Origin of the sequence: Streptomyces canarius, assembly GCF_014650735.1 — a bacterium.
GTDB lineage: Bacteria > Actinomycetota > Actinomycetes > Streptomycetales > Streptomycetaceae > Streptomyces > Streptomyces olivaceoviridis.
The window spans coordinates 188744-208031 of record NZ_BMVN01000015.1; the positions used below are offsets into that span (position 1 = coordinate 188744).

The 19288-nt window shown below is 74.7% G+C and carries 14 protein-coding genes; all 14 read right to left on the reverse strand.

The window, feature by feature from the left end; all coding sequences use genetic code 11:
- Positions 1–60: 60 nt before the first annotated feature.
- On the reverse strand, positions 61–705 hold the full coding sequence (locus IE294_RS22470) for a LuxR C-terminal-related transcriptional regulator (RefSeq protein WP_189888841.1): 645 nt from the start codon (positions 703–705) through the stop codon (positions 61–63).
- Complete coding sequence (locus tag IE294_RS22475; RefSeq protein WP_189817740.1) at positions 669–1991, reverse strand: sensor histidine kinase; 1323 nt, start codon at positions 1989–1991, stop codon at positions 669–671. The genes IE294_RS22470 and IE294_RS22475 overlap by 37 nt, the downstream gene beginning before the upstream one ends.
- 155 nt (positions 1992–2146) lie before the next feature.
- On the reverse strand, positions 2147–2602 hold the full coding sequence (locus IE294_RS22480; RefSeq protein WP_189888843.1) for a MaoC family dehydratase: 456 nt from the start codon (positions 2600–2602) through the stop codon (positions 2147–2149).
- Positions 2603–2733: 131 nt separating this feature from the next.
- A complete protein-coding gene (sbnB, locus tag IE294_RS22485; RefSeq protein WP_189888845.1) occupies positions 2734–3777 on the reverse strand; it encodes a 2,3-diaminopropionate biosynthesis protein SbnB in 1044 nt (347 codons plus the stop codon).
- Positions 3778–3831: 54 nt separating this feature from the next.
- The gene (locus IE294_RS22490) at positions 3832–5523 is read right to left on the reverse strand and encodes a phytoene desaturase family protein (RefSeq protein ID WP_229917294.1); all 1692 of its coding nucleotides are present in this window, start codon (positions 5521–5523) and stop codon (positions 3832–3834) included.
- An 11-nt stretch (positions 5524–5534) separates the two neighbouring features.
- Positions 5535–6263, reverse strand: a complete 729-nt coding sequence (fabG, locus tag IE294_RS22495) for a 3-oxoacyl-ACP reductase FabG (RefSeq protein ID WP_189888850.1) — start codon at positions 6261–6263, stop codon at positions 5535–5537.
- Positions 6260–7387 (reverse strand): beta-ketoacyl synthase N-terminal-like domain-containing protein, encoded by a 1128-nt coding sequence (locus IE294_RS22500; RefSeq protein ID WP_189888852.1) that lies wholly within the window; start codon positions 7385–7387, stop codon positions 6260–6262. Before IE294_RS22500 ends, fabG begins: the two co-directional genes overlap by 4 nt.
- Complete coding sequence (locus tag IE294_RS22505) at positions 7384–8640, reverse strand: beta-ketoacyl-[acyl-carrier-protein] synthase family protein (RefSeq protein ID WP_189888854.1); 1257 nt, start codon at positions 8638–8640, stop codon at positions 7384–7386. Before IE294_RS22505 ends, IE294_RS22500 begins: the two co-directional genes overlap by 4 nt.
- Positions 8641–8645: 5 nt before the next feature.
- The gene (locus IE294_RS22510) at positions 8646–8897 is read right to left on the reverse strand and encodes an acyl carrier protein (RefSeq protein WP_041665449.1); all 252 of its coding nucleotides are present in this window, start codon (positions 8895–8897) and stop codon (positions 8646–8648) included.
- 172 nt (positions 8898–9069) lie between these two features.
- Positions 9070–9933, reverse strand: a complete 864-nt coding sequence (locus IE294_RS22515; protein ID WP_189888855.1) for an ABC transporter permease — start codon at positions 9931–9933, stop codon at positions 9070–9072.
- Positions 9930–11369 carry an ATP-binding cassette domain-containing protein gene (locus tag IE294_RS22520; protein ID WP_189888857.1) on the reverse strand — a complete coding sequence of 480 codons (1440 nt, stop codon included), beginning with the start codon at positions 11367–11369 and terminating at the stop codon, positions 9930–9932. The genes IE294_RS22515 and IE294_RS22520 overlap by 4 nt, the downstream gene beginning before the upstream one ends.
- 2 nt (positions 11370–11371) lie before the next feature.
- Entirely contained in the window at positions 11372–11578 is a 207-nt protein-coding gene (locus tag IE294_RS22525; protein ID WP_014674493.1) for an MbtH family protein, read from the reverse strand.
- 57 nt (positions 11579–11635) lie between these two features.
- Positions 11636–19081, reverse strand: coding sequence for a non-ribosomal peptide synthetase (locus IE294_RS22530; protein WP_189888859.1), 7446 nt, complete (start codon positions 19079–19081; stop codon positions 11636–11638).
- The coding region (locus IE294_RS22535; RefSeq protein WP_189888861.1) for a hypothetical protein at positions 19078–19288 on the reverse strand (211 nt) is incomplete at its 5' end. The genes IE294_RS22530 and IE294_RS22535, both read right to left, overlap by 4 nt.

Below are 19288 nucleotides of genomic sequence, written 5' to 3' on the forward strand. Positions count from 1 at the left end.
GTCCGGACGGGGTGCGGCCCGGTGTCGTTTCCGGCCACCGGGCGCGCCGGTGCGGTCGGCTCACTGGTCCAGGTAGGCCAGCACGGCCAGGACGCGGCGGTTGTCGCCGTCCGTCGGGAGCAGGCCGAGCTTGGTGAAGATGTTGCTGATGTGCTTGGCGACGGCCTTCTCGGTGACGAACAGGGCCTGGGCGATGCCCGCGTTGGAACGGCCCTGGGCGACGAGTTCGAGGACCTCGCGTTCGCGTTCGGAGAGGCTGCCGACGGATTCGTCGCGCTCCTTGCGGACCAGCAGCCGGGAGATGACCTCGGGGTCCATGGCGGTGCCGCCCGCGGCCACCCGCTGGATGGAGTCCAGGAACTGGCCGCCGTCGGTGACGCGGTCCTTGAGCATGTAGCCGACGCCCCGGCCGCCGCTGGTGAGCAGTTCGCGGGCGTAGAGCGGTTCGACGTACTGGGAGAGCAGGAGCACCGGAAGCTCCGGGTTCCGCTTGCGCGCGGCGAGGACGGCGCGCAGGCCCTCGTCGGTGAAGTTCGGGGGCAGCCGGACGTCGACGACCGCGACGTCCGGCTGTTCCCGGTCCAGGGCTTCGAGCAGGTCGGTGCCGTTGTCCACGGCGGCCACCACGTCGTGGCCGTAGGCCCCGAGCAGGCGGATCAGCCCGTCCCTCAGGAGGAAGTGGTCTTCGGCGAGGACAATACGCACGGGATCTCCATCGTCACCATCGTCGGCCCGCCCACGGGACTGCTCACGGCCAGCACGCCGTCGAAGGTGGCGAGCCGGCGCTCGATGCCGCGCAGGCCGGTGCCGCGGGAGGCGTCGGCGCCGCCGTGGCCGTCGTCGGTCACGGTGATGTGCAGCATCCCGCGATCGTAACGAAGGTCGATCCAGGCACGGGCGGCACCCGCGTGCTTCGCGACATTGGTGAGGATCTCGGAGATGGCGAAGTACGCGGCGGACTCGACGGGCATCTCGGGGCGGCCGGGCAGGTCGACCTGGACCTCGGTGCGCACCGGGCAGGTCATCGCCAGCGCCCGTACGGCGTCGGCGAGTCCGCGGTCGGCGAGGACCGGCGGGTGGATGCCGCGGACCAGGTTGCGCAGTTCCTCCAGCGCCGCCGAGGACGACTGCCGGGCCTCGATGAGCAGGGCGCGGACGGCCTCCGGGTTGGTCTCCAGCAGGTGCTCGGCCGCGTCCAGGGTCATGCCCATGGCAACCAGACGGGCCTGGGCGCCGTCGTGCAGATCGCGCTCGATCCGGCGGATCTCGGCCATCTGCGTGTCCACGGCGTCGGAGCGGGTGGCGGCCAGGTGCTGGATCCGGCTGGCCATCATCTCGCTCTCGCTCGGCGCCAGCATCGCCCTGGTGTAGAGGGCGTGCCGGCGCACCGCGCGCGGGGCCGCCCACAGGGCCAGCGGCAGTTGCAGCAGCCCGAGGACGCCGGCGAGCACCGCCGTGGCCTGGCCCTCGATCGGGATGAACTGGTACCACAGCCCGTCCCACTCGGTGGACAGCGGCACCCCGAAGAAGGCGAGGAAGACGCCCCAGAGGCCGCTGAGGATCAGGGCCAGCGGGAAGAAGCCGAGGAAACCGCCGGCGATCGGGTCCGTGAGCACCCAGACGTACTCCCGCCGGGTCTGCGGGTCGCTCATGATCCAGCGGTAGCGGGCGACGGCACCGGAGGCCCCGGCGGGCGCGGGCGGCAGCGGTCCGGGCGGACCGGGGATCTCCACGCCCGCCCAGCGCCGGGCGAGTTCCCGCTGCTGCGCGGCCAGGTTGCGCACGCCCTCCATGGCCCGCGGCACCATGCCGAGGCCGGGGCCGACCAGGCTGATCGCGCCGGACACGGCGAGCGAACGGCCGAAGGCCGCCATCGACATCCAGCACAGGGTCACCACCCGGCGCAGACCCGTCAGCCCGGCCGACACCGAGAATCCCCTGATCGCCTCCGGCGGGCGGATCCCGCCGAGCTGCATCGTGCGGTCGTCCATGCGACACGCTCCTTCCTGGCCTTGCAACGCCGTGCGCGGCGCCGGTGCCGTACGTCTGTCGTGGTCCGAGGGGCCCGCACTCATTGTGGTGGCCGAGGGGCCGGGAAATCGGTGGTAAAAACCCCCCTCTTGCGGCCCTTCTCGGCCAACTCACGTCAGGGGGCGACGAACAGCGAGAGCGTGTCGGCCACGCAGGCGGCCCGGGGCTCCCCCTCGACCTCCACCGTCATGCGGACGGCGGCCAGGTGGCCGGCGGGCGTCTCGCGCACACCGGTGAGCTTCGCGCCGCCGCGCACCCGGGAGCCGACCGGCACCGGGCGCGGGAAACGCACCTTGTCCAGGCCGAAGTTGACGCCCAGCTCCACCTTCTCGATGTCGAAGATGGCCCGCATCATGGCGGGCAGCAGGGCCAGGGTCAGGTAGCCGTGCAGGATGGTGCCGCCGAACGGGCCGGTCGCGGCCCGCTCCGGATCCGTGTGGATCCACTGCGAGTCGCCGGTCGCCCCCGCGAACTGGTCCACCTGCTCCTGCGTCACCCGCAGCCACTCGCTGTGACCGAGGTGTTCGCCGACGGCGGCGGAGAACTCGTCCAGACTGGCGAAAGATCTCATGGCGTCGATTCTGTGCGGCTGCCGGACGGCCGGACAAGGCGGTCATCCACCGCTCGGCCGTTCGGTCAGCGAGCCGTCATCCGTTGGTCAGTGTGCGCGCCGGGCCTGGGCCGGCCGCGGCGCGCACGGGGTCAGCCGTACCGCTTCAGCTCGTGGAAGAAGCCGGGCACGGTGTGCAGTTGGTCGGCGTCCCGGACCCGGTCGTACACGTACTTCGCGACCGCCAGGTCGAGCACGCCCAGGCCGAACGGCGAGAAGACCACCGGCCGGTCGGCGGGCGGGGTGATCGCGCCGGTCAGCACGTCGTGGAGGGTGCCGGCGACGAAGTCCCGGTTGCCGGTGAGCTGTTCGGCCAGGTGGGGCGAGGTGCCCGCCTTGAGGCAGTGGTCGACGTCGTCGACCGCGTTCCAGGCGGACAGGATGATCTGCGGGGACAGGTCGCGCAGCGACACGTGCAGCACCAGCGGGTTGTGCGTGAACCACTCCGGGTCGGTCACGTGCGGCTCGCCCGCGACGGTCGCGAAGACGACGAGGTCGCTGGCGCGGATCAGGTCCTCCGGCTTGTCGTGCACGGTGATCTCCGGGCCGTCCCCGGCCGTGCGCCGCAGATAGCCCGTGAAGCCCTCGGCGTGCTCGGCGGACAGGTCGTGCACGCCGAGGGCGTCGAAGGCGAAGCCGGTGGCCGCCAGGTAGGTGTGCAGGTAGCGGGCGATCAGGCCGGTGCCGATGAAGCCGACCCGGGTGGGCCGGGTACCGCGCGCCCGGCTGATCCGGTCGGCCGCGAGGGCCGCCGAGGCGGCGGTGCGGGCGGCGCTGATGATGGAGGACTCCAGGCAGGCGAACGGATAGCCGGTCCGCGCGTCGTTGAGCACGAGCACGGCCGAGGCGCGCGGCAGGCCGGCGGCCACGTTCTCCGGGAAGCTGGAGATCCACTTGATGCCGTGCACGTCCACGTCACCGCCCACCGAGGCGGGCAGCGCGATGATCCGGGAGGACGGGCGGTCCGGGAAGCGCAGGAAGTACGAGTCGGGGTTGACCGTCCGTGCCTCGCCGTGCAGCCGGTAGGCGGCCTCGACGGTCGAGACGACCTCGTCCTCGGCGCCGGCGAGCACCTGGTGCACCTGGGCACCGGAGATCACGGAGAAGGACGGGACCTGGGACACCTGTGAGGTCATGGGAACACTGCTCCAGGGAGTTCGTTGGGCGAAGGGGGCGGGCCGGCGGGCCGGTCAGCCGATGCGGGCCAGGCCCTTGGCGTGCCGCCGGGCGCGTCCGCGCGACACCTGCAACGGGTCCCAGCCGGCCGCGCGCCGGGGCAGCCGGGCGGGGTCGCCGAGCACCGTGCCGGACATCACCTCGGGCAGCAGGGGGCGCCCCAGGATGTGGGAGACCGCGGCCATGCCGCCGGCGGCGACCCCGGCCATCCCGCTGCCGTGCCGGGTGTTCTGCCCGACCACGTACAGTCCCTCGACGTCGGTGCGCACATCGGGCCGCTGACCGCGCGAGCCCCAGGTGGCCATGCCGTACGGGGTGCCGCCGCTGGCGCGGATGTAGCGCTCGTGGGTGAGCGGGGTGGCGGCCTCCACGTGGGTGATCCGGTCCCGGAACGGGCCGAGGACCCGCTCGGCGGTGTCCAGGACCAGCTCGGTGACCTCCCGCTTGCGGGCCAGGTACGCGGGCCGGCGGCGGTACGGCTCGCCCGTGAGCGGGCCGCCGTCCGCGCCCCAGAAGGCGTGTCCGGGCGGGAGGATCGTCAGCAGCTGGAAGTTGCTGTGGCCCGGCGGGCACACGGCCGGGGACCCGGCGTCCTTCACGGAGGCGAAGGAGAAGGCGAGCTGGGGGATCCGGTCCAGGGTGCCGGTGCGGGCCCAGCGGTCCAGCATCCCGGCCTGCGCGCCCTCCATGTCGTCGCTGTCGTGCCACCAGATGTTGGCGTTGGGCAGGCCGGGCAGCTCGGTGTCGAGGGCGACGTACACCGCGACCACCGCGTCCCGCATCCGGGCCGCGCGGGTGCGGGCGACCAGGTCGGCGGGGAAGGTCTCCTCGCCGCCGCACAGGTCCAGGACGGTACGGCGGTAGTCGGCGTTGGAGACGACCAGCGGGGCCAGGACCCGGGTGCCGTCGGCGAGTTCGACGCCGGTGGCGCGGCCCCGCTCGACCAGGATGCGGCGCACCTCGCAGCGGGTGCGCAGCTCGCCGCCGTACGCCTCCAGGGCCTCCACGAACGCGGCGACCAGGGTCTGGCCGCCGCCCTCCGGGAAGTACGCGCCGCGCAGGTAGTGGTCCATCATCGTGACGTGCTCGGCGAAGCCGACGTCGGCGGGCAGGGCACCGTAGTTGCCGGCCTGCGCGGCGAGCAGGGTGCGGCCCTTGGCGGACAGCCCGCAGTGGTCCAGGGCCTGGCCGAGGGTGCGCCGGTTCCAGCGCATGGTCTCGGGCGACCGGCGGAACAGCTCCACCATCGGGGTGCCGAGCAGGCTGGCCCGGCCGGCCCCGGCGACGGCCGTGGCGAGGTCGAGGAAGCGGTCCACGGCCTCGGTCTCGGCGGGCAGGGCCGCCTTGATCCGGTCGCGGTAGCGGTCCCAGCCGGCCGGTACGTCGACCTGCGCGGTGGGTGTGATGATGCGGTCGAAGCCGCCGTCGTTGTCCATCGGCCGGAACCGCACCCGGTCGGCGACGCCCAGCCCGGACAGGACGGCGGGCAGCATCCCGTCCGGGCCGCAGTCGCCGAGGTAGTGGGTGCCGACGTCGAACTCGTACGTGCGCCGGCGCCGGAAGACATGGGCGTTGCCGCCGGCGACGTCGTGCTGTTCCAGGACGAGGACCCGGCGGCCGTCGGCGGCGAGATAGCCGGCCGTCACCAGGCCGCCGACGCCGCTGCCGACCACGATCGCGTCGTACCGCTCCCCCGTACCCTGCATCTGGTCCCCCATCAGAAGACGCCGCCCCCGTGGATCTCCACGACCGCTCCGGTGATGTACGCGGCCTGGTCGGACACCAGGAACGCCACCAGGTCGGCCACTTCCCCGGCGCGGCCGAGCCGGCCCAGCGGCACGCCCTTGAGCTGGCGTTCCAGGGCCGCGGCCGGCATCCCGCCGACCATGTCGGTCTCGATCAGCCCGGGTGCGACGACGTTGGCGCGCACGCCCCGCGGGCCCAGCTCCTTGGCGAGGGACTTGGTGAAGCCGATGATCCCGGCCTTGGAGGCGGCGTAGTTGGCCTGGCCGGTGTTGCCGTAGAGGCCCGCCACGGAGGACAGGTTGACGATGACGCCGGTGCGACGCTTGCTCATGGAGAACGCGGCGGCCCGGCACACGTGGTAGACGCCGTCCAGGTTGGTGCGCAGCACCCCGTCCCAGTCGTCCTGGCCCATCAGCACCAGCGGCCGGTCGCGGGTGATGCCCGCCGAGGTGACCACCGCGTCGACGGGGCCGAGTTCGCGTTCGGTGCGCGCGTACCACTCGCGCACGTCCTCGGGGTCGGCGACGTCGCAGCGGACGGCGAGCACCCGGGTGCCGTGCTCGGCGGCCTCCTTGGCGAGTTCCTCGGCGGCGTCCTGGTTCGAGCGGTAGCAGAACGACACGTCGAAGCCGTCCCGCGCGAGCCGTCGTACCACGGCCCGGCCGATGCCCCGGGAACCGCCGCTGACCAGCGCGATCACACGTCCTCCCCGAGCAGTCGCAGTACGGCGGCGGCGACGGCGCCGTCCCGGTCCACGGCGGTCACCAGCGCGGCCCGGCCCCGGGAGCCCGGGTCGGCCGCGGCGACGGAGAGCACCGCGGCGATCTGGAAGGACGCGGCGGCGGCACTGGTGTCGCCGAGCAGTTCCATCGACGGCACCCGGCGCAGCGCCTCGGCCGGCACCAGCGCGGCGAGCGCCTCGTACTCGGCGCGGCCCGCGTCGCTCGGCGCCGCACCGGGTACGGCCGCCCAGACGTCGTCGGCGGTGACCCCGGCACGCTCCAGGGCGCGGCGGGCGCAGGCGTCGGCCGTCGCGAACGGGTCGTCGTCGATGTCGACGCGGGTCTCGATGCTCAGCACGGCGGCCAGCGGCGGGCGTCCGGCCGTCCCAGCGGGCTCCAGCAGGAACAGCCCGCACCCTTCGCCGAGCAGTGGCGCGGGCTCGCCCGGCTGGGCGGCGGTGGCCTCGTACCAGGCGTGCGCGGCGGAGAACTCCTCGGCCGAACCGGCCACGTACTTGGTCGCCCGGCCCTGCCCCAGCAGCCGGCGGGCGTAGTTCAGGGCGAGCAGCCCGGCGGCCCGGCCGCCGGCGACCGTGGTGTTGGGGCCCTTCAGGCCGTGCCGGATGGCGGTGGCGCCGGCGGCGTGGTTGAGGCTGCCGAACGGGATGCGGCCGGCGTCGACGTAGAAGGGGCGCTCGTTGGTGTAGGACTGGCGCAGGAAGTCGGTGACGTTCTCCAGGCTGCCCATGGTGATGCCGAGGACGACACCGGTCAGGTCGTCGGTGGTGACGGCCGGCTCGCCGGCGGCGTCCCGCAGCAGCCCGTCGGAGGCGACCAGGGTGAGCGCGGTGAGCCGGTCCATCTTCGCGGTGCCCCGCTTGCCGAGCAGCTCCTGGACGTCGAAGCCGGGCACGGTGCACACCTCCGGCGACGGCAGGGTGCCGTAAGCGGCGTCCGCCATCACGGCCGTCTTCGCGCCGGCGCGCACGCCGGCGGTGAACGCCTCGCGTCCGATGCCGTACGGCGACACCGCCGACCAGCCGGTGATGACGGGCGTGTCCGGGGGCAGCGCGGCCCGCGGGACGGCAGTTGCGTTGCTCATGCTCGGACCTTCTCCCCGTAGGTGCCCAGGATCAGCACGGCGTTGTTGCCGGCGAAGGCGCTGGAGTTGTTCTGCACGATCCGGACGTCCGCCGCGACGGCCTCGTTGGGTACGACGTCGAGCGGGCACTCCGGGTCGGTCTCGCGGTGGTTGATGGTGGGCGGGATGAACCCGTGCTCGATGGCGAGACCGCAGGCGATGGCGCCGAGCGCGCTGGCCGCGCCCATCGAGTGGCCCAGCATCGACTTCACGGCGACCGTGCGCGGCGGCGCGTCCCCGTACACGTCCAGGATGGCGGCCGTCTCGGTGCTGTCGTTGGCCCTGGTGCCGGTGCCGTGCGCGGAGATGAAGTCGACCTCCTGCCGCTTGACGCCGGCGTCGTCCAGGGCGAGCCGGATGCCCCGGGCGATGCCGTCCCGGTTGGGGGCGGTGGGGTGGGCCGCGTCGCAGCTCAGGCCGTAGCCGAGGACCTCGGCGTAGATGCGCGCGCCACGGGCCAGGGCCGACTCCAGGCTCTCCAGGACGAGGATGCCGGCGCCCTCGCCGGTCAGGATGCCCCCCCGGTCCTTGTCGAAGGGGCGCACCACGTCCGGGCTGAGCGCGCCGAACCGCTTGAACAGGGCGAACGCCTTGCGGCAGACGGCGTCGGCGCCGCCGCACAGCGCCAGGTCGACCTCGCCGGAGCGGATGGCGTCCAGGCCGTAGCCGATCGAGTAGTTGCCGGCCGCGCAGGCCGTGGTGACGGTGGTCGCCTCCACGTTCGGCATGCGCAGTTCGCGGGCGATGGCGGTGGAGAGCCGGCCGGCGTAGACCCGGCGGGCGAGCACCGGGTCCATCGCCTCGGGGTCCCCGGCGGCCAGCTCCTGCTCCAGCAGGACGGCGATGTCGTGGGACTCGCCGTCGGTGGTGCCGACGGTGATGACGGCGGGCCGGTCGGCTAGGTCGGTCTCGGTCAGCCCGGCGTCCTCGACGGCCATGCGGGCCGCGGCGACGGCGAACTGGCCGGCGCGGCCCACGTGGCCGGACGGCAGGTTGCGGATCCAGCGCTCCGGCTCGAAGTCGGGGACCTCGCAGGCGGTGTTCTGCCCGAAGCCCTCGGTGTCGAAGCGGGTGATCGGCCGGGCGCCGGAGCGGCCGGCCTTCAGGCCCGCGGTGTACTCCTCGACCCCGGTGCCGATGCTGGAGATCACCCCGAAGCCGGTGACGACGACCCGTCGCTGCCCGGCCCGGTCGGTGGGTGCCGTGGTGGTCATGGGCGTCACCAGCCGGCGGCCGTGGCGGCCACCTGGTAGGTGGCCTCCACGTTGACCATCTTCGGCAGCTCGTTCATGTCGATGACGATGGAGTACTCCATTTCCAGCGCGCTGAGGACATCGATCAGCTTCAGGGAGTCCGCGCCCAGTTCGTCGATGAAGAGCGCCGTGTCGGAAAGGCGCTCCAGGTCCACGTCGATGTTCTCGGCGATGATTTCCCGGATACGGGTGAGGCGCTCGGGAGCGGCCGTCGTCATGGCTCGTTCCTCCGTTTTCGGATGGCCGGTGGGTGATTCGCGGAAGGCCTGCGAGGAGAATTCGAAAAGAGCGGGAAAGCTGCGGGAAATGGGCAGCGATGGGGCTCGGCAAAAACCTAGACAGCTGCGATGACTGCCCAGTGACCGTCAACTGACGGACCACTGACGGCGGTCAGTGGCCGCCCGCGCGGCGGAACCCGCGGACACCGCCCCACACCGCGGCGAGCAGCAGCGCCGTGAGCGTCACGGCGGTCACCAGGCCCGGGTGGTGGGCGGGGAAGCCGCCGGAGGCCGCCACGCCCGGGTCGTTGCCCCACAGCCGCCGGCAGGTCGTGACGACCGACGTGACGGGGTTCCACTCGGCGACCGGGCGCAGCCAGCCGGGCAGGCCGCTGACGGGGACGTAGGCGTTGGACAGGAAGCTGAGGATGACCAGCACCAGCGCGCCGGTGCCGTCGATGGCCTCGATGTTGCGCTGGGTGGTGCCGAGCAGGATGCCGACCCAGGTCATCACGTAGACGAAGGCGAGCAGCACCCCGAAGCCGGCGGCGGTGCGCAGCACGCCCTCGTGCGGGCGCCAGCCCACGCCCAGGCCGACGAGGCTGACCGCGGTGAGGCTGACCGCGCCGACGGCCAGGTCGGACAGGGTGCGTCCGAGCAGCACGGAGGACGGGGAGATCGGCAGCGAGCGGAACCGGTCGACCAGTCCGTGCCGCAGGTCCAGGGCGACGCCGATGGCGGTGGGGCCTACGCCGGTCAGACCGACCTGGATGGCGATGCCGGCCATGATGAAGTCCTCGTAGGCCACGCCGCCCGGGATGTGCATGGAGCTGCGGAAGAGGTAGCCGATGGCGATCAGCATCACCAGCGGGTTCATGGTGACCAGCACCAGCCGGCCCGGTGAGCGGCGCAGATGGGTCAGATGGCGGCCGGCCAGGGCGAACGTGTCACCGAGGTGACCGCGCACGGGCCCGCCCGGACCGGGACGGGCGGCGGGCCGGGACGGGGCGGTCGGAGCGGTGGCCGTGGCCGTCACTGGGACTCCTCTTTCGTGACCGTCAGGGGCTGCGGATCCGCGACCGCCGGGGGCTCCGCTTCCACGGCCGGCACGGGGGATTCTTCTGCGGCCGTCAGGGGCTCTTCTTGCGCGGCCGGCACGAGGGCTTCTTCCACGGCCGCCACGGGGGCTGCTTCCGCGGACGGCAGGGGCTCTTCTCGCCCGGCCCGCACGGGTCGCTCCTCCGCGACCGGCACCGGATCCGTCGTCGCGACCGTCGCGGGCTCTTCTTCCACCGCCGCCAGGGGGGCATTCTTCGCGGGGGCGTTCGTCGTGGACGTCAGTGGATGCCTCTCCGCAGCCGCCGCCGGCCGCTTCGCCGGCACCGGTTCCGCCCCCACGGCCGTCACGGGCCCCTCCTTCGCGGCCGGCACGGGGGCATCCGTCGCCTCCGGCACCGGCCCTTCTCTCGTCGCCCGCACGGGCCGCACCGGTACCGGCTCCGCGGGGCCTTGCGGGGGCTGTTCGGCGCTCGTGCCCGTGAGGTCGAAGAAGACGTCGTCGAGCGTGGGCTTGCGCAGGTCGATGTCGACGGCGGGTACGCCCTTGTCACGCAGGGCCTGCACGGCGCGGGCCAGGTCGTCCAGGCCGTCCGGGCCGAGCTGGACGGACACCCGGCGGGCGGCCTCGTCGGTGACGGGGGCCGGACCGCCGAGCACGGCCAGCGCGGCGACCGCGTCGGCGAGGTCCTCGGGGCCGGCCACGGTCACCTCCAGCCGGTCGCTGCCGACCTGCCGCTTGAGGGAGTCCGGGGTGCCCTCGGCGATGACCCGGCCGGCGTCGATGACGGCGATGCGGTCGGCGAGCTGGTCGGCCTCCTCCAGGTACTGGGTGGTGAGCAGGATGGTCACACCACCGGCGGCCAGGTCCCGCACCACGTCCCACAGCACGTTGCGGCTGGCCGGGTCCAGACCGGTGGTGGGCTCGTCCAGGAACAGCACCTCGGGGTCGCCGATGACGCACGTGGCGAGGTCGAGCCGGCGGCGCATCCCGCCGGAGTAGGTGCCCGCGGGCCGGTCGGCGGCCTCGGTCAGCTCGAACCGGTCCAGCAGTTCGGCGGCCCGGCGGGCGGCACCGCGCCGGCCGAACCGCAGCAGCCGGGCCAGCAGGACCAGGTTCTCGCGCCCGGTGAGGAGTTCGTCCACGGCGGCGTACTGACCGGCCAGGCCGATGCGCCGGCGCACCTCCCGGCCCTCGCGGACCACGTCGTACCCGGCGACGGTGGCCCGGCCGCCGGTCGGCCGCACCAGGGTGGCGAGGATGCGCACGGTGGTGGTCTTGCCGGCGCCGTTGGGGCCGAGGACCCCGAGGACGGTGCCGGCCGGCACCGCCAGGTCGATGCCGTGCAGCGCGGTGTGGGAGCGGTAGCTCTTGCCCAGCCCCTCGGCGAGGATCGCCGTGTCGGACGCGGACACGGTCAGCCCGCCTGCCGCTGGAGGCTCAGCGGGCGCAGGTCGGTCCAGTTGCTCTCCACGTAGGCGACGGCGGAGGCGCGGTCGGTGGCGTCGAGGGCCACGCGCCAGCCGTCGGGCACGGCGGCGAAGGACGGCCACAGGGAGTGCTGCCCCTCGTCGTTGACGAGGACGAGGAAGGTGCCGTCTTCGTTGTCGAAGGGATTGGCCATGGCGGGTCTCCAGATCTCGGACGGTGGTGGACGGTCGGTGGGTGGTACGACGTCGGGTCAGCGGGCGGCGGCGACGGCGCCCAGCCGGCGCTCCACGGCGGCGCCGATGAGCGCCGCCGGGGCGGGCCGCAGCATCTGCTGGTGGCCGCAGGGCACGTCGTGCGTCTCGACGGGCCGGCCCAGGTACGGCTCCCAGCCCTTGGTCTTCAGCGCGCGCTCCTCCGCGGAGAACCCGTCGGCGGCCCGGAACAGCGTCGTCGGGCAGCCGTCGAAGCGGGTCGGGGTGTGCCGCCGGACCAGGTCGAGATGGTTGCGCATGACCGCGAGCAGCCGTTCCAGGGTGGCCTGGCCGAGCCCGGCGAGCGGGCCGCCGGTGCGGGCCAGGTGGGCGGCGACGGCGGCCGGGTCGAGCCGGTCCAGGCCCGTGCTGTCGACGCCGGCCTCGGCGAGGAAGTCGGCGAGGAACTCCGCGTCGGTGGGGTGGACGCCGCGCCCGTCGTCGGGGTAGGCGTCCAGGTTGGCGAGGTGGGCGACCTCCTCGCCGGACGCGTGCAGCAGGGCCGCGATCTCGTGGGCGACGATGCCGCCGTAGGACCAGCCGAGCAGGTGGTACGGGCCGTGCGGCTGTACGGCCCTGATCCGCGCCAGGTAGTCGGCCGCGACCTCGCCGATGCTGCCGGGCAGCGGGCCGTCGTCCGCGAGACCTCGGGCCTGGAGGGCGTACACGGGCCGCTCGGGGTGGAGGTGCTCGGCGAGCGCGGCGAACGGGATGCCGAAGCCGAGCCCGCCGTGCACGCAGAACAGCGGCGGCAGAGTGCCGGCGGAGCGGATGGGCAGCACGGGCCCGAGCAGGTCGACGGTGCCGTGGTCGGTGACGGCGGTGGTGGCGGTTGCGGTCTCCGGGGTGCGGTGGCGGTCGGCGCTCCCGCCCCCGGTCACGGCGCCCGCCGCCAGCGCCTCCAGCGTGCGGTGCTCGAACACGGACGCCAGCGTGACGCGCAGGCCGGCCGCGGTGGCCGTGTTGACCAGGCGGATCGCCTTCAGGCTGTCGCCGCCGAGCGCGAAGAACGAGTCGTCGGGGCCGGCCGGCACGCCGAGCACCTCCGTGACGGCCGCGCACAGCCGCCGCTCGGCGTCGGTGCGGGGCGGACGCACGGCGCCGGAGCCGGCGGGACGGGCCGGGGCCGGCGGCAGGGCGGCGACGTCGAGCTTGCCGTTGACGGTCATCGGCAGCTCCGGCAGCGGCACATAGGCGCCCGGCACCATGTAGTCGGGCAGCGCGCGGGCCAGGTGCCGGCGCAGGTCGTCCGGCTCGGGCGCGGGCCCGCCGGCGGCGGGGACGACGTAGGCGACCAGCTGTCGCCGCCCCAGGGGGTCGGCGGGGGCGAGGACGGCGGCCCGGGCGACGGCCGGGTGCGCCGTCAACCGGCGTTCGATCTCGCCGGGTTCGATGCGGTAGCCGCGGATCTTGACCTGGTGGTCGGCGCGGCCCACGTAGTCGATCCGGCCGCGGGCGTCCCAGCGCACCAGGTCGCCGGTGCGGTACATGCGCCCGCCGGGCTCGCCGTACGGGCAGGCCACGAACCGTCCGGCGGTCAGCGCGGGCCGGCCCAGATAGCCGCGGGCCAGCCCGGGGCCGGTCAGGTACAGCTCGCCGACCACCCCCCGCGGCACCGGTCGCAGTGCCTCGTCCAGGACGTAGGCGCCGGTGTCCCCGACCGGCAGGCCGATGGGCACGCCGGCCGGGGCGTCGACCGCGTCCGCGGTGTCCTGGAGGGTGGCGAACGTGGTGGTCTCGGTGGGGCCGTACGCGTTGTACACCGCCGTGTCCGGCAGCGCGGCCCGCAGCCGGTCCAGGTGGTCGCGGGAGTGGGCCTCACCGCCGGTGAGCAGGGCGCGCAGCGGAGCGAGGGCGCGCGGCCGGGTGTCGGCGACGGCGTTGACGAACTGGGTGGTGAGGAAGGCGACGGTCACCCCGGCCTGCCGCAGGAACGTGCCGAGCGCCTCGGGGTCCGCGGGTCCCGGTGGGCAGACCGCGAGCCGGGCGCCGTGCACGAGCGGGGCCCAGATCTCGAACGTGGAGGCGTCGAAGGCGACCGGCGCGAAGTACAGGAACGTGTCGTCGGCGGTGAACCGCAGCTCGGGCAGCCCGTGCACCAGGCGTGCGGCGGCCCGGTGGGAGACGGCCACGCCCTTGGGGCGGCCGGTGGAGCCGGAGGTGTAGATGACGTACAGCAGGTCGTCGGGGTGCGGCGCGGGCACGTCCGGCCCGTCGCCGGGCAGCGCGGCCAGGGCCTCCAGGGTGCCGGGCGCGTCGAGGACGACGACTTCGACACCGGAACCGGCGGCCCGGGCACCCTGACCGGCACAGGAGCCTGAGGCGTCGGATGTGGCGGCCCGTGTGCAGTGGGCGGTCAGGGATTCCTCGGTGAGCAGCAGGCGGGCCCCGGCGTCGGTGAGCGTGTCCCGTATCCGGCCGGCCGGGTAGGCGGGGTCGAGCGGCAGGTAGGCGGCGCCGGAGCGGGCGATGCCGAGCAGCGCGGTCACCGTGGCCGGGCCGCGTTCCAGGCACAGCGCGACCAGGTCGCCGCGGCCGACGCCCCGGGCGGTCAGCAGCCGGGCCAGACGGCCGGCGGCGTCCCACAGCTCGCCGTAGCCGGTGTGGACGATCCGGCCGGCCGGGTCCCGGTGGACGAGGGCGACCGCGTCCGGGGTCGCGGCGGCCCGCCGGGCGACCAGTTCGGTGAGGGTGGCCGCGGGCGTGCCGGTGCGGCGCGTGCCGTGGGCCAGCAGCGCGGCGCGTTCCTCGGTGCCGAGGAGGTCCAGCCGGGACAGCGGGCGGTCCGGGTCGGCCAGCGCGGCACCGAGCAGCCGTACGCAGGCGTCGGCGATGCTCCGGGCGGTGCCGGGTCCGAACAGGTCGGCGCTGTACTCCAGGGCCAGCTCGATGCCGGGCCCCGCCTCGGTGAACTGGAAGAACAGGTCCCACTTGGCGGTGGCCGACGGCACCTCCTCGGGCCGTACCGCGAGCCCGGCCGACCCGGCGGGACCGGTGACCGTCTCCGGCTGCCGGAACGCCTGCTGCTGGAAGGCGAACATCACCTGGAACAGCGGGTGCCGGGCCGGCGACCGCTCGGGCCTGAGGACCTCCACCAGCTTCTCGAACGGCACGTCCTGGTGCCGGAAGGCCGCCAGGTCCCACGCGCACACCCGCTCGACGAGCGCGCGCAGGCCGGGGTCGCCGGCGGTGTCGGTGCGCAGCACCAGGGTGTTGACGAACATGCCGACCACGTCGTCGAGGCGTTCGTCGGCGCGGCCCGCCACGGGGGTGCCGAGCGGGATGTCGGTGCCCGCGCCGAGCCGGGTGAGCAGGGCGGCGAGGGCCGCCTGGAGCACCATGAACGGGCTGACGTTCCACTCGGCCGCCCGCTCCCGCAGCCGGGTGGCCTGCTCCTCAGGCAGGACGGCGCGCTCGGTGCCGCCCCGGTGGCCGGCGCGGGCGCCGCGCGGGAAGTCGCGGGGCAGCGGCAGTTCCTCGGGCAGGCCGGCGAGGGCCGTCGTCCAGTAGGAGAGCTGGCGGGCGAGTTCGCTGTCCGGCCGGTCCGCGTCGCCGAGCAGGTCGCGCTGCCACAGCGTGAAGTCGGTGTACGTCACCGGCAGCGGCGGCAGTTCGGGCGCGTGCCCGGCGCCGCGTGCCGCGTAGGCGGCGGTCAGGTCCCGCAGCAGCGGGGTGAGGGACCAGCGGTCGCCGGCGATGTGGTGCAGGACGAGCAGCAGGACGTGCTCGTCGGGGCCGAGCGCGAACAGCCGGGCGCGCAGCGGGATCCCGGTCTCCAGGTCGAAGCCGCGGGCGGCCTCCGCGGCCAGCGCGGCGGGCAGCCCGGCCTCGTCGACGGTGCTCGTGGGCAGCGGCACGGAGGCGTCGGCCGGCGCGAGCACCCGCTGTTCGGCCGGGCCGACGCCGTCCGCCGGACCGGTGCCGGGAACGGGGGGGTGCCCGGCACCGGGGTCGGTGGCGGCACCGGTGGCGGTGCGCGCCGGGAACACGGTCCGCAGCGCCTCGTGACGGGCGACGAGGTCGCGCAGCGCCGCGTGGAGCGCGGGGACGTCGAGCGGGCCGGTGAGCCGGACCGCGAGCGGGATGGCGTAGAGCCCGCCGGGCGCGCCGAGCCGCTCGATGAACCACAGCCGCTGCTGGGCGTGGGACAGGGGGACGACCGCCGGGCGCGGCCGGGGGGTCAGCGCGGGCCGGCCGGGCGCGGCGCCGGTCAGCCGGGCGGCGAGCGCGGCGGGGCTCGGGGCCTCGAACAGGTCCCGCAGTTCCAGTCGCGCGTCGAGTTCGGCGCGGACCCGGTTGACGATGCGGGTGGCGAGCAGCGAGTGACCGCCGAGGGCGAAGAAGTCGTCGTCCACGCCGACGCGTTCGAGCCCGAGGACCGCGGCGAAGACCGTGCAGAGGACGGCCTCCTCGCGGGTGCGCGGGGCGCGGTCGGAGGTGGTGTAGGCGGGCGCGGGCAGGGCCCGCCGGTCGAGCTTGCCGTTCGCGGTCAGCGGCAGCGCGGGCAGCCGTACGACGGCCGCGGGCACCATGTGGTCGGGCAGCCGCTCGGCGGCGAACGCCCGCAGTTCGGCGGCCAGTTCGCGGTCCGAGGGGCCGCCGTCCGGGTCGTGCGGGACGGCGTAGGCGACCAGGCGCGGGTCGCCGGGCCGGTCCTCGCGGGCCACGACGGCCACCTCGGCCAGCCGGGGGTGCCGGCCCAGCACGGTGGCGATCTCGCCGAGTTCGATGCGGAACCCGCGCAGCTGCACCTGTTCGTCGGCGCGGCCCAGGTATTCGAGGGTGCCGTCGGGCCGCCAGCGGCCGAGGTCGCCGGTGCGGTACATGCGCGCGCCGGGCTCGCCGTACGGGCAGGCCACGAACCGTCCGGCGGTCAGCGCGGGCCGGCCCAGATAGCCGCGGGCCAGCCCGGGGCCGGCCACGTACAGCTCGCCGGGCACACCGGCCGGCACCGGCCGCAGCGCGCTGTCCAGGACGTACACCCGCAGGTCGGGGATGCCGCGCCCGATGACGCTGCCCCGGCCGGCCGCCGCGAGGTCCCGGTCCAGCTCCTGGTACGACACGTGCACGGTGGTCTCGGTGATGCCGTACATGTTGACCAGGCGCGGGCTGTCCGGGTGCCGGGCGTACCAGTCGGCGAGCCGGCCGAGGTCGAGCGCCTCGCCGCCGAAGACGACGTGGCGCAGGGCGAGGTCGCGCGGCCGGTCGGCGTCGGCGCGCATCAGCTGGTAGAAGGCCGACGGCGTCTGGTTGAGGACGGTGACCCGCTCGGCCGCGAGGAGGTCCAGGAAGGCGTCGGGCGAGCGGGCCACGTCGTGCGGTACGACGACCAGGCGCCCGCCGTACAGCAGCGCGCCCCACAGCTCCCAGACGGTGAAGTCGAAGGCGATGGAGTGGAAGAGGGTCCACACGTCGTCCGGGCCGAAGCCGAACCGACCGTCGGTGGTGTCCAGCAGCCGGATCACGTTCCGGTGGGGTACGACCACGCCCTTGGGGCGGCCGGTGGAGCCGGAGGTGTAGATGACGTAGGCGGGGTGGTCCGGGGTGAGGGCGGCGGGCTCGGGCGCGGTGACCGGGTGGGCGGCGGCCTCGGCGCCGACGGCGTCCGTGTCGAGGTCGACGCGGACCGGGCCGGGCACGTCCGCCGGGCCGGGCAGCGCGATCCCGGTGGTGGTCAGCAGCAGCGCGGGGCGGGCGTCCCGCAGGGTGTGGGCGACGCGCTCGGCCGGGTGCGTGGGTTCGAGCGGCAGGTAGGCGGCGCCCGCCTTGAGCACCGCGAGCACGGCGACGATCAGCTCGGCCCCGCGCGGCAGGGCCACGGCGACGAAGTCCTCCGGACCGGCGCCGCGAGCCGCGATCAGGTGGGCCAGCCGGTTCGACCGCTCGTCCAGCTCGCGGTAGGTGAGCCGCACACCGGTGTGATCGGTGACGGCCACGGCGTCGGGGGTACGGGCGGCCTGGGCGGCGAACCGGGCGGGAAGGGTCGTCCCGGGGGTGCCGCTCCCGACCGGCCCGGCGGCGGCGGGCGAACCGGGCGCCGGTGTGGTGGTGGCCGTCGGCCCGGCGGGGGCCGGTGTGGTGCTCCACTCCGTGAGGATGCGGTGGTGTTCCGCCGGGTCCAGGGCGCCGAGGTGGGCGAGGGGGGCGTCCGGGGTGGTGGCCACCTCGGCGAGGGTGCGCACCAGCCGGTCCAGCAGCCGCTGCGCGGTCTCGGCGCCCTCCCCCAGCGCCGACGCCCGGTACGACAGCCGCAGCCCGAGGCTCTCGCCGGGCAGCACGGTCAGGTGGAGGGGGTAGTGCGTGGCCGCGTGCACCCGCGCGGCGGACACCGTACCGCCGGTGTCGCGGTGCGGTTCCTCCTCGTCCAGCGGATAGTTCTGGAAGGCGAGGACGGTGTCGAAGAGTTCGCCCTGGATGCCGCAGGCGGCCTGCACCTCGGCCAGCGGCAGGTGCTCGTGCGGCATCATCGCGACCTGCTGCCGGGCCAGGTCCCGGAAGAGTTCACCGGCCGGCCGCCCGGGCCGTACGTCGGCCCGCACGGGCAGGGTGTTGGCGAACAGCCCGATCATCGACTCGACGTCCGGCACCTCGGCGGGCCGCCCGGAGGTGACGGCGCCGAAGACGACGTCGTCGCGGCCGGTGAGCCGGCCGAGCAGCAGCGCCCAGCAGCCCTGCACCACGGAGTTGAGCGTGAGCCCCTGCGCCCGGCTCCACGCCAGCAGCGCACCGGTGTGCTCGCGCGACAGGACCGCCTCGGCCTCGACGGGCGGCTCCCCGGCGCCGGTGGCGTCGGGGGCGACCCGGACGGGACCGTCGAGCCCGCGCAGCAGGTCGGCCCAGGCGCCGCGCGCCGCGTCCTTGTCGCGGGTGCCGAGCCAGGCGAGGTAGGAGCTGAACGGCGCGGGCGCCGGCGGTTCCCCGGACCGGCCGGCGAGCAAGGTGAGTTCGCGTACCGCCAGGGGCAGTGACCAGCCGTCGACCAGGATGTGGTGCACCGACCACACCAGCCGGTGGCTGCGCTCGCCGAGCCGGATGAGGCTGAACCGCATGAGCGGCGGGCGGGCCGGGTCGATCCGGCGCCCGCGGTCCTCCCGCGCCAGCCGGTCCGCCGCGGCGGCCCGCTCCCCGGCGGGCAGCCGGGTGAGGTCGTGCACGGCCCACTCGGGCGTCACGTCGTCCTCGCGGAGCACGATCTGCACCGGCTCGCCGTTCTTGCGGTGCCGGAAGCAGGCCCGCAGGTTCGGGTGCCGGCGCAGCAGCGCGGACGAGGCGGCCCGCAGCCTGCGTTCCAGTTCGGTGCCGTCGCCCTCGATGTCCGCGGTGAACTGGAGGACGTAGTGGTCGGTCGCCGCGCGGTCGTACGAGGACAGGAAGAGCAGCCCCTGTTGCAGCGGCGAGAGCGGAAGCACTGCGCTGATCTTCGACCCGGTGCTGGATTCGGTCACGTCAGGTCCTCACTCAACTCAAGTTCGAGGTCGGCGAGTTCTTCGGCGGACAGAGTGATGAGCGCGGCGGCGGGCTCCGGCGCGGCGGCCTCTTCGGCGGACGCCTCGGTGGCGGTCCGGGCGAGGTCGGTGACCGTGCGCCGTTCGAAGACGTCGCGGGTGGTCAGGGCGAGCCCGGCGGCACGGGCCCGGCTGACCAGCTGGATG

Excerpts from the sequence above, each read along its gene's own strand:
- IE294_RS22525 (WP_014674493.1), bottom strand. The coding sequence starts at position 11,578 with ATGGCCAATCCCTTCGACAACGAAGACGGCACCTTCCTCGTCCTCGTC.
- IE294_RS22505 (WP_189888854.1), bottom strand. The coding sequence starts at position 8,640 with ATGACCACCACGGCACCCACCGACCGGGCCGGGCAGCGACGGGTCGTC.
- sbnB (WP_189888845.1), bottom strand. The coding sequence starts at position 3,777 with ATGACCTCACAGGTGTCCCAGGTCCCGTCCTTCTCCGTGATCTCCGGT.
- IE294_RS22500 (WP_189888852.1), bottom strand. The coding sequence starts at position 7,387 with ATGAGCAACGCAACTGCCGTCCCGCGGGCCGCGCTGCCCCCGGACACG.
- IE294_RS22475 (WP_189817740.1), bottom strand. The coding sequence starts at position 1,991 with ATGGACGACCGCACGATGCAGCTCGGCGGGATCCGCCCGCCGGAGGCG.
- IE294_RS22480 (WP_189888843.1), bottom strand. The coding sequence starts at position 2,602 with ATGAGATCTTTCGCCAGTCTGGACGAGTTCTCCGCCGCCGTCGGCGAA.
- IE294_RS22510 (WP_041665449.1), bottom strand. The coding sequence starts at position 8,897 with ATGACGACGGCCGCTCCCGAGCGCCTCACCCGTATCCGGGAAATCATC.
- IE294_RS22490 (WP_229917294.1), bottom strand. The coding sequence starts at position 5,523 with ATGCAGGGTACGGGGGAGCGGTACGACGCGATCGTGGTCGGCAGCGGC.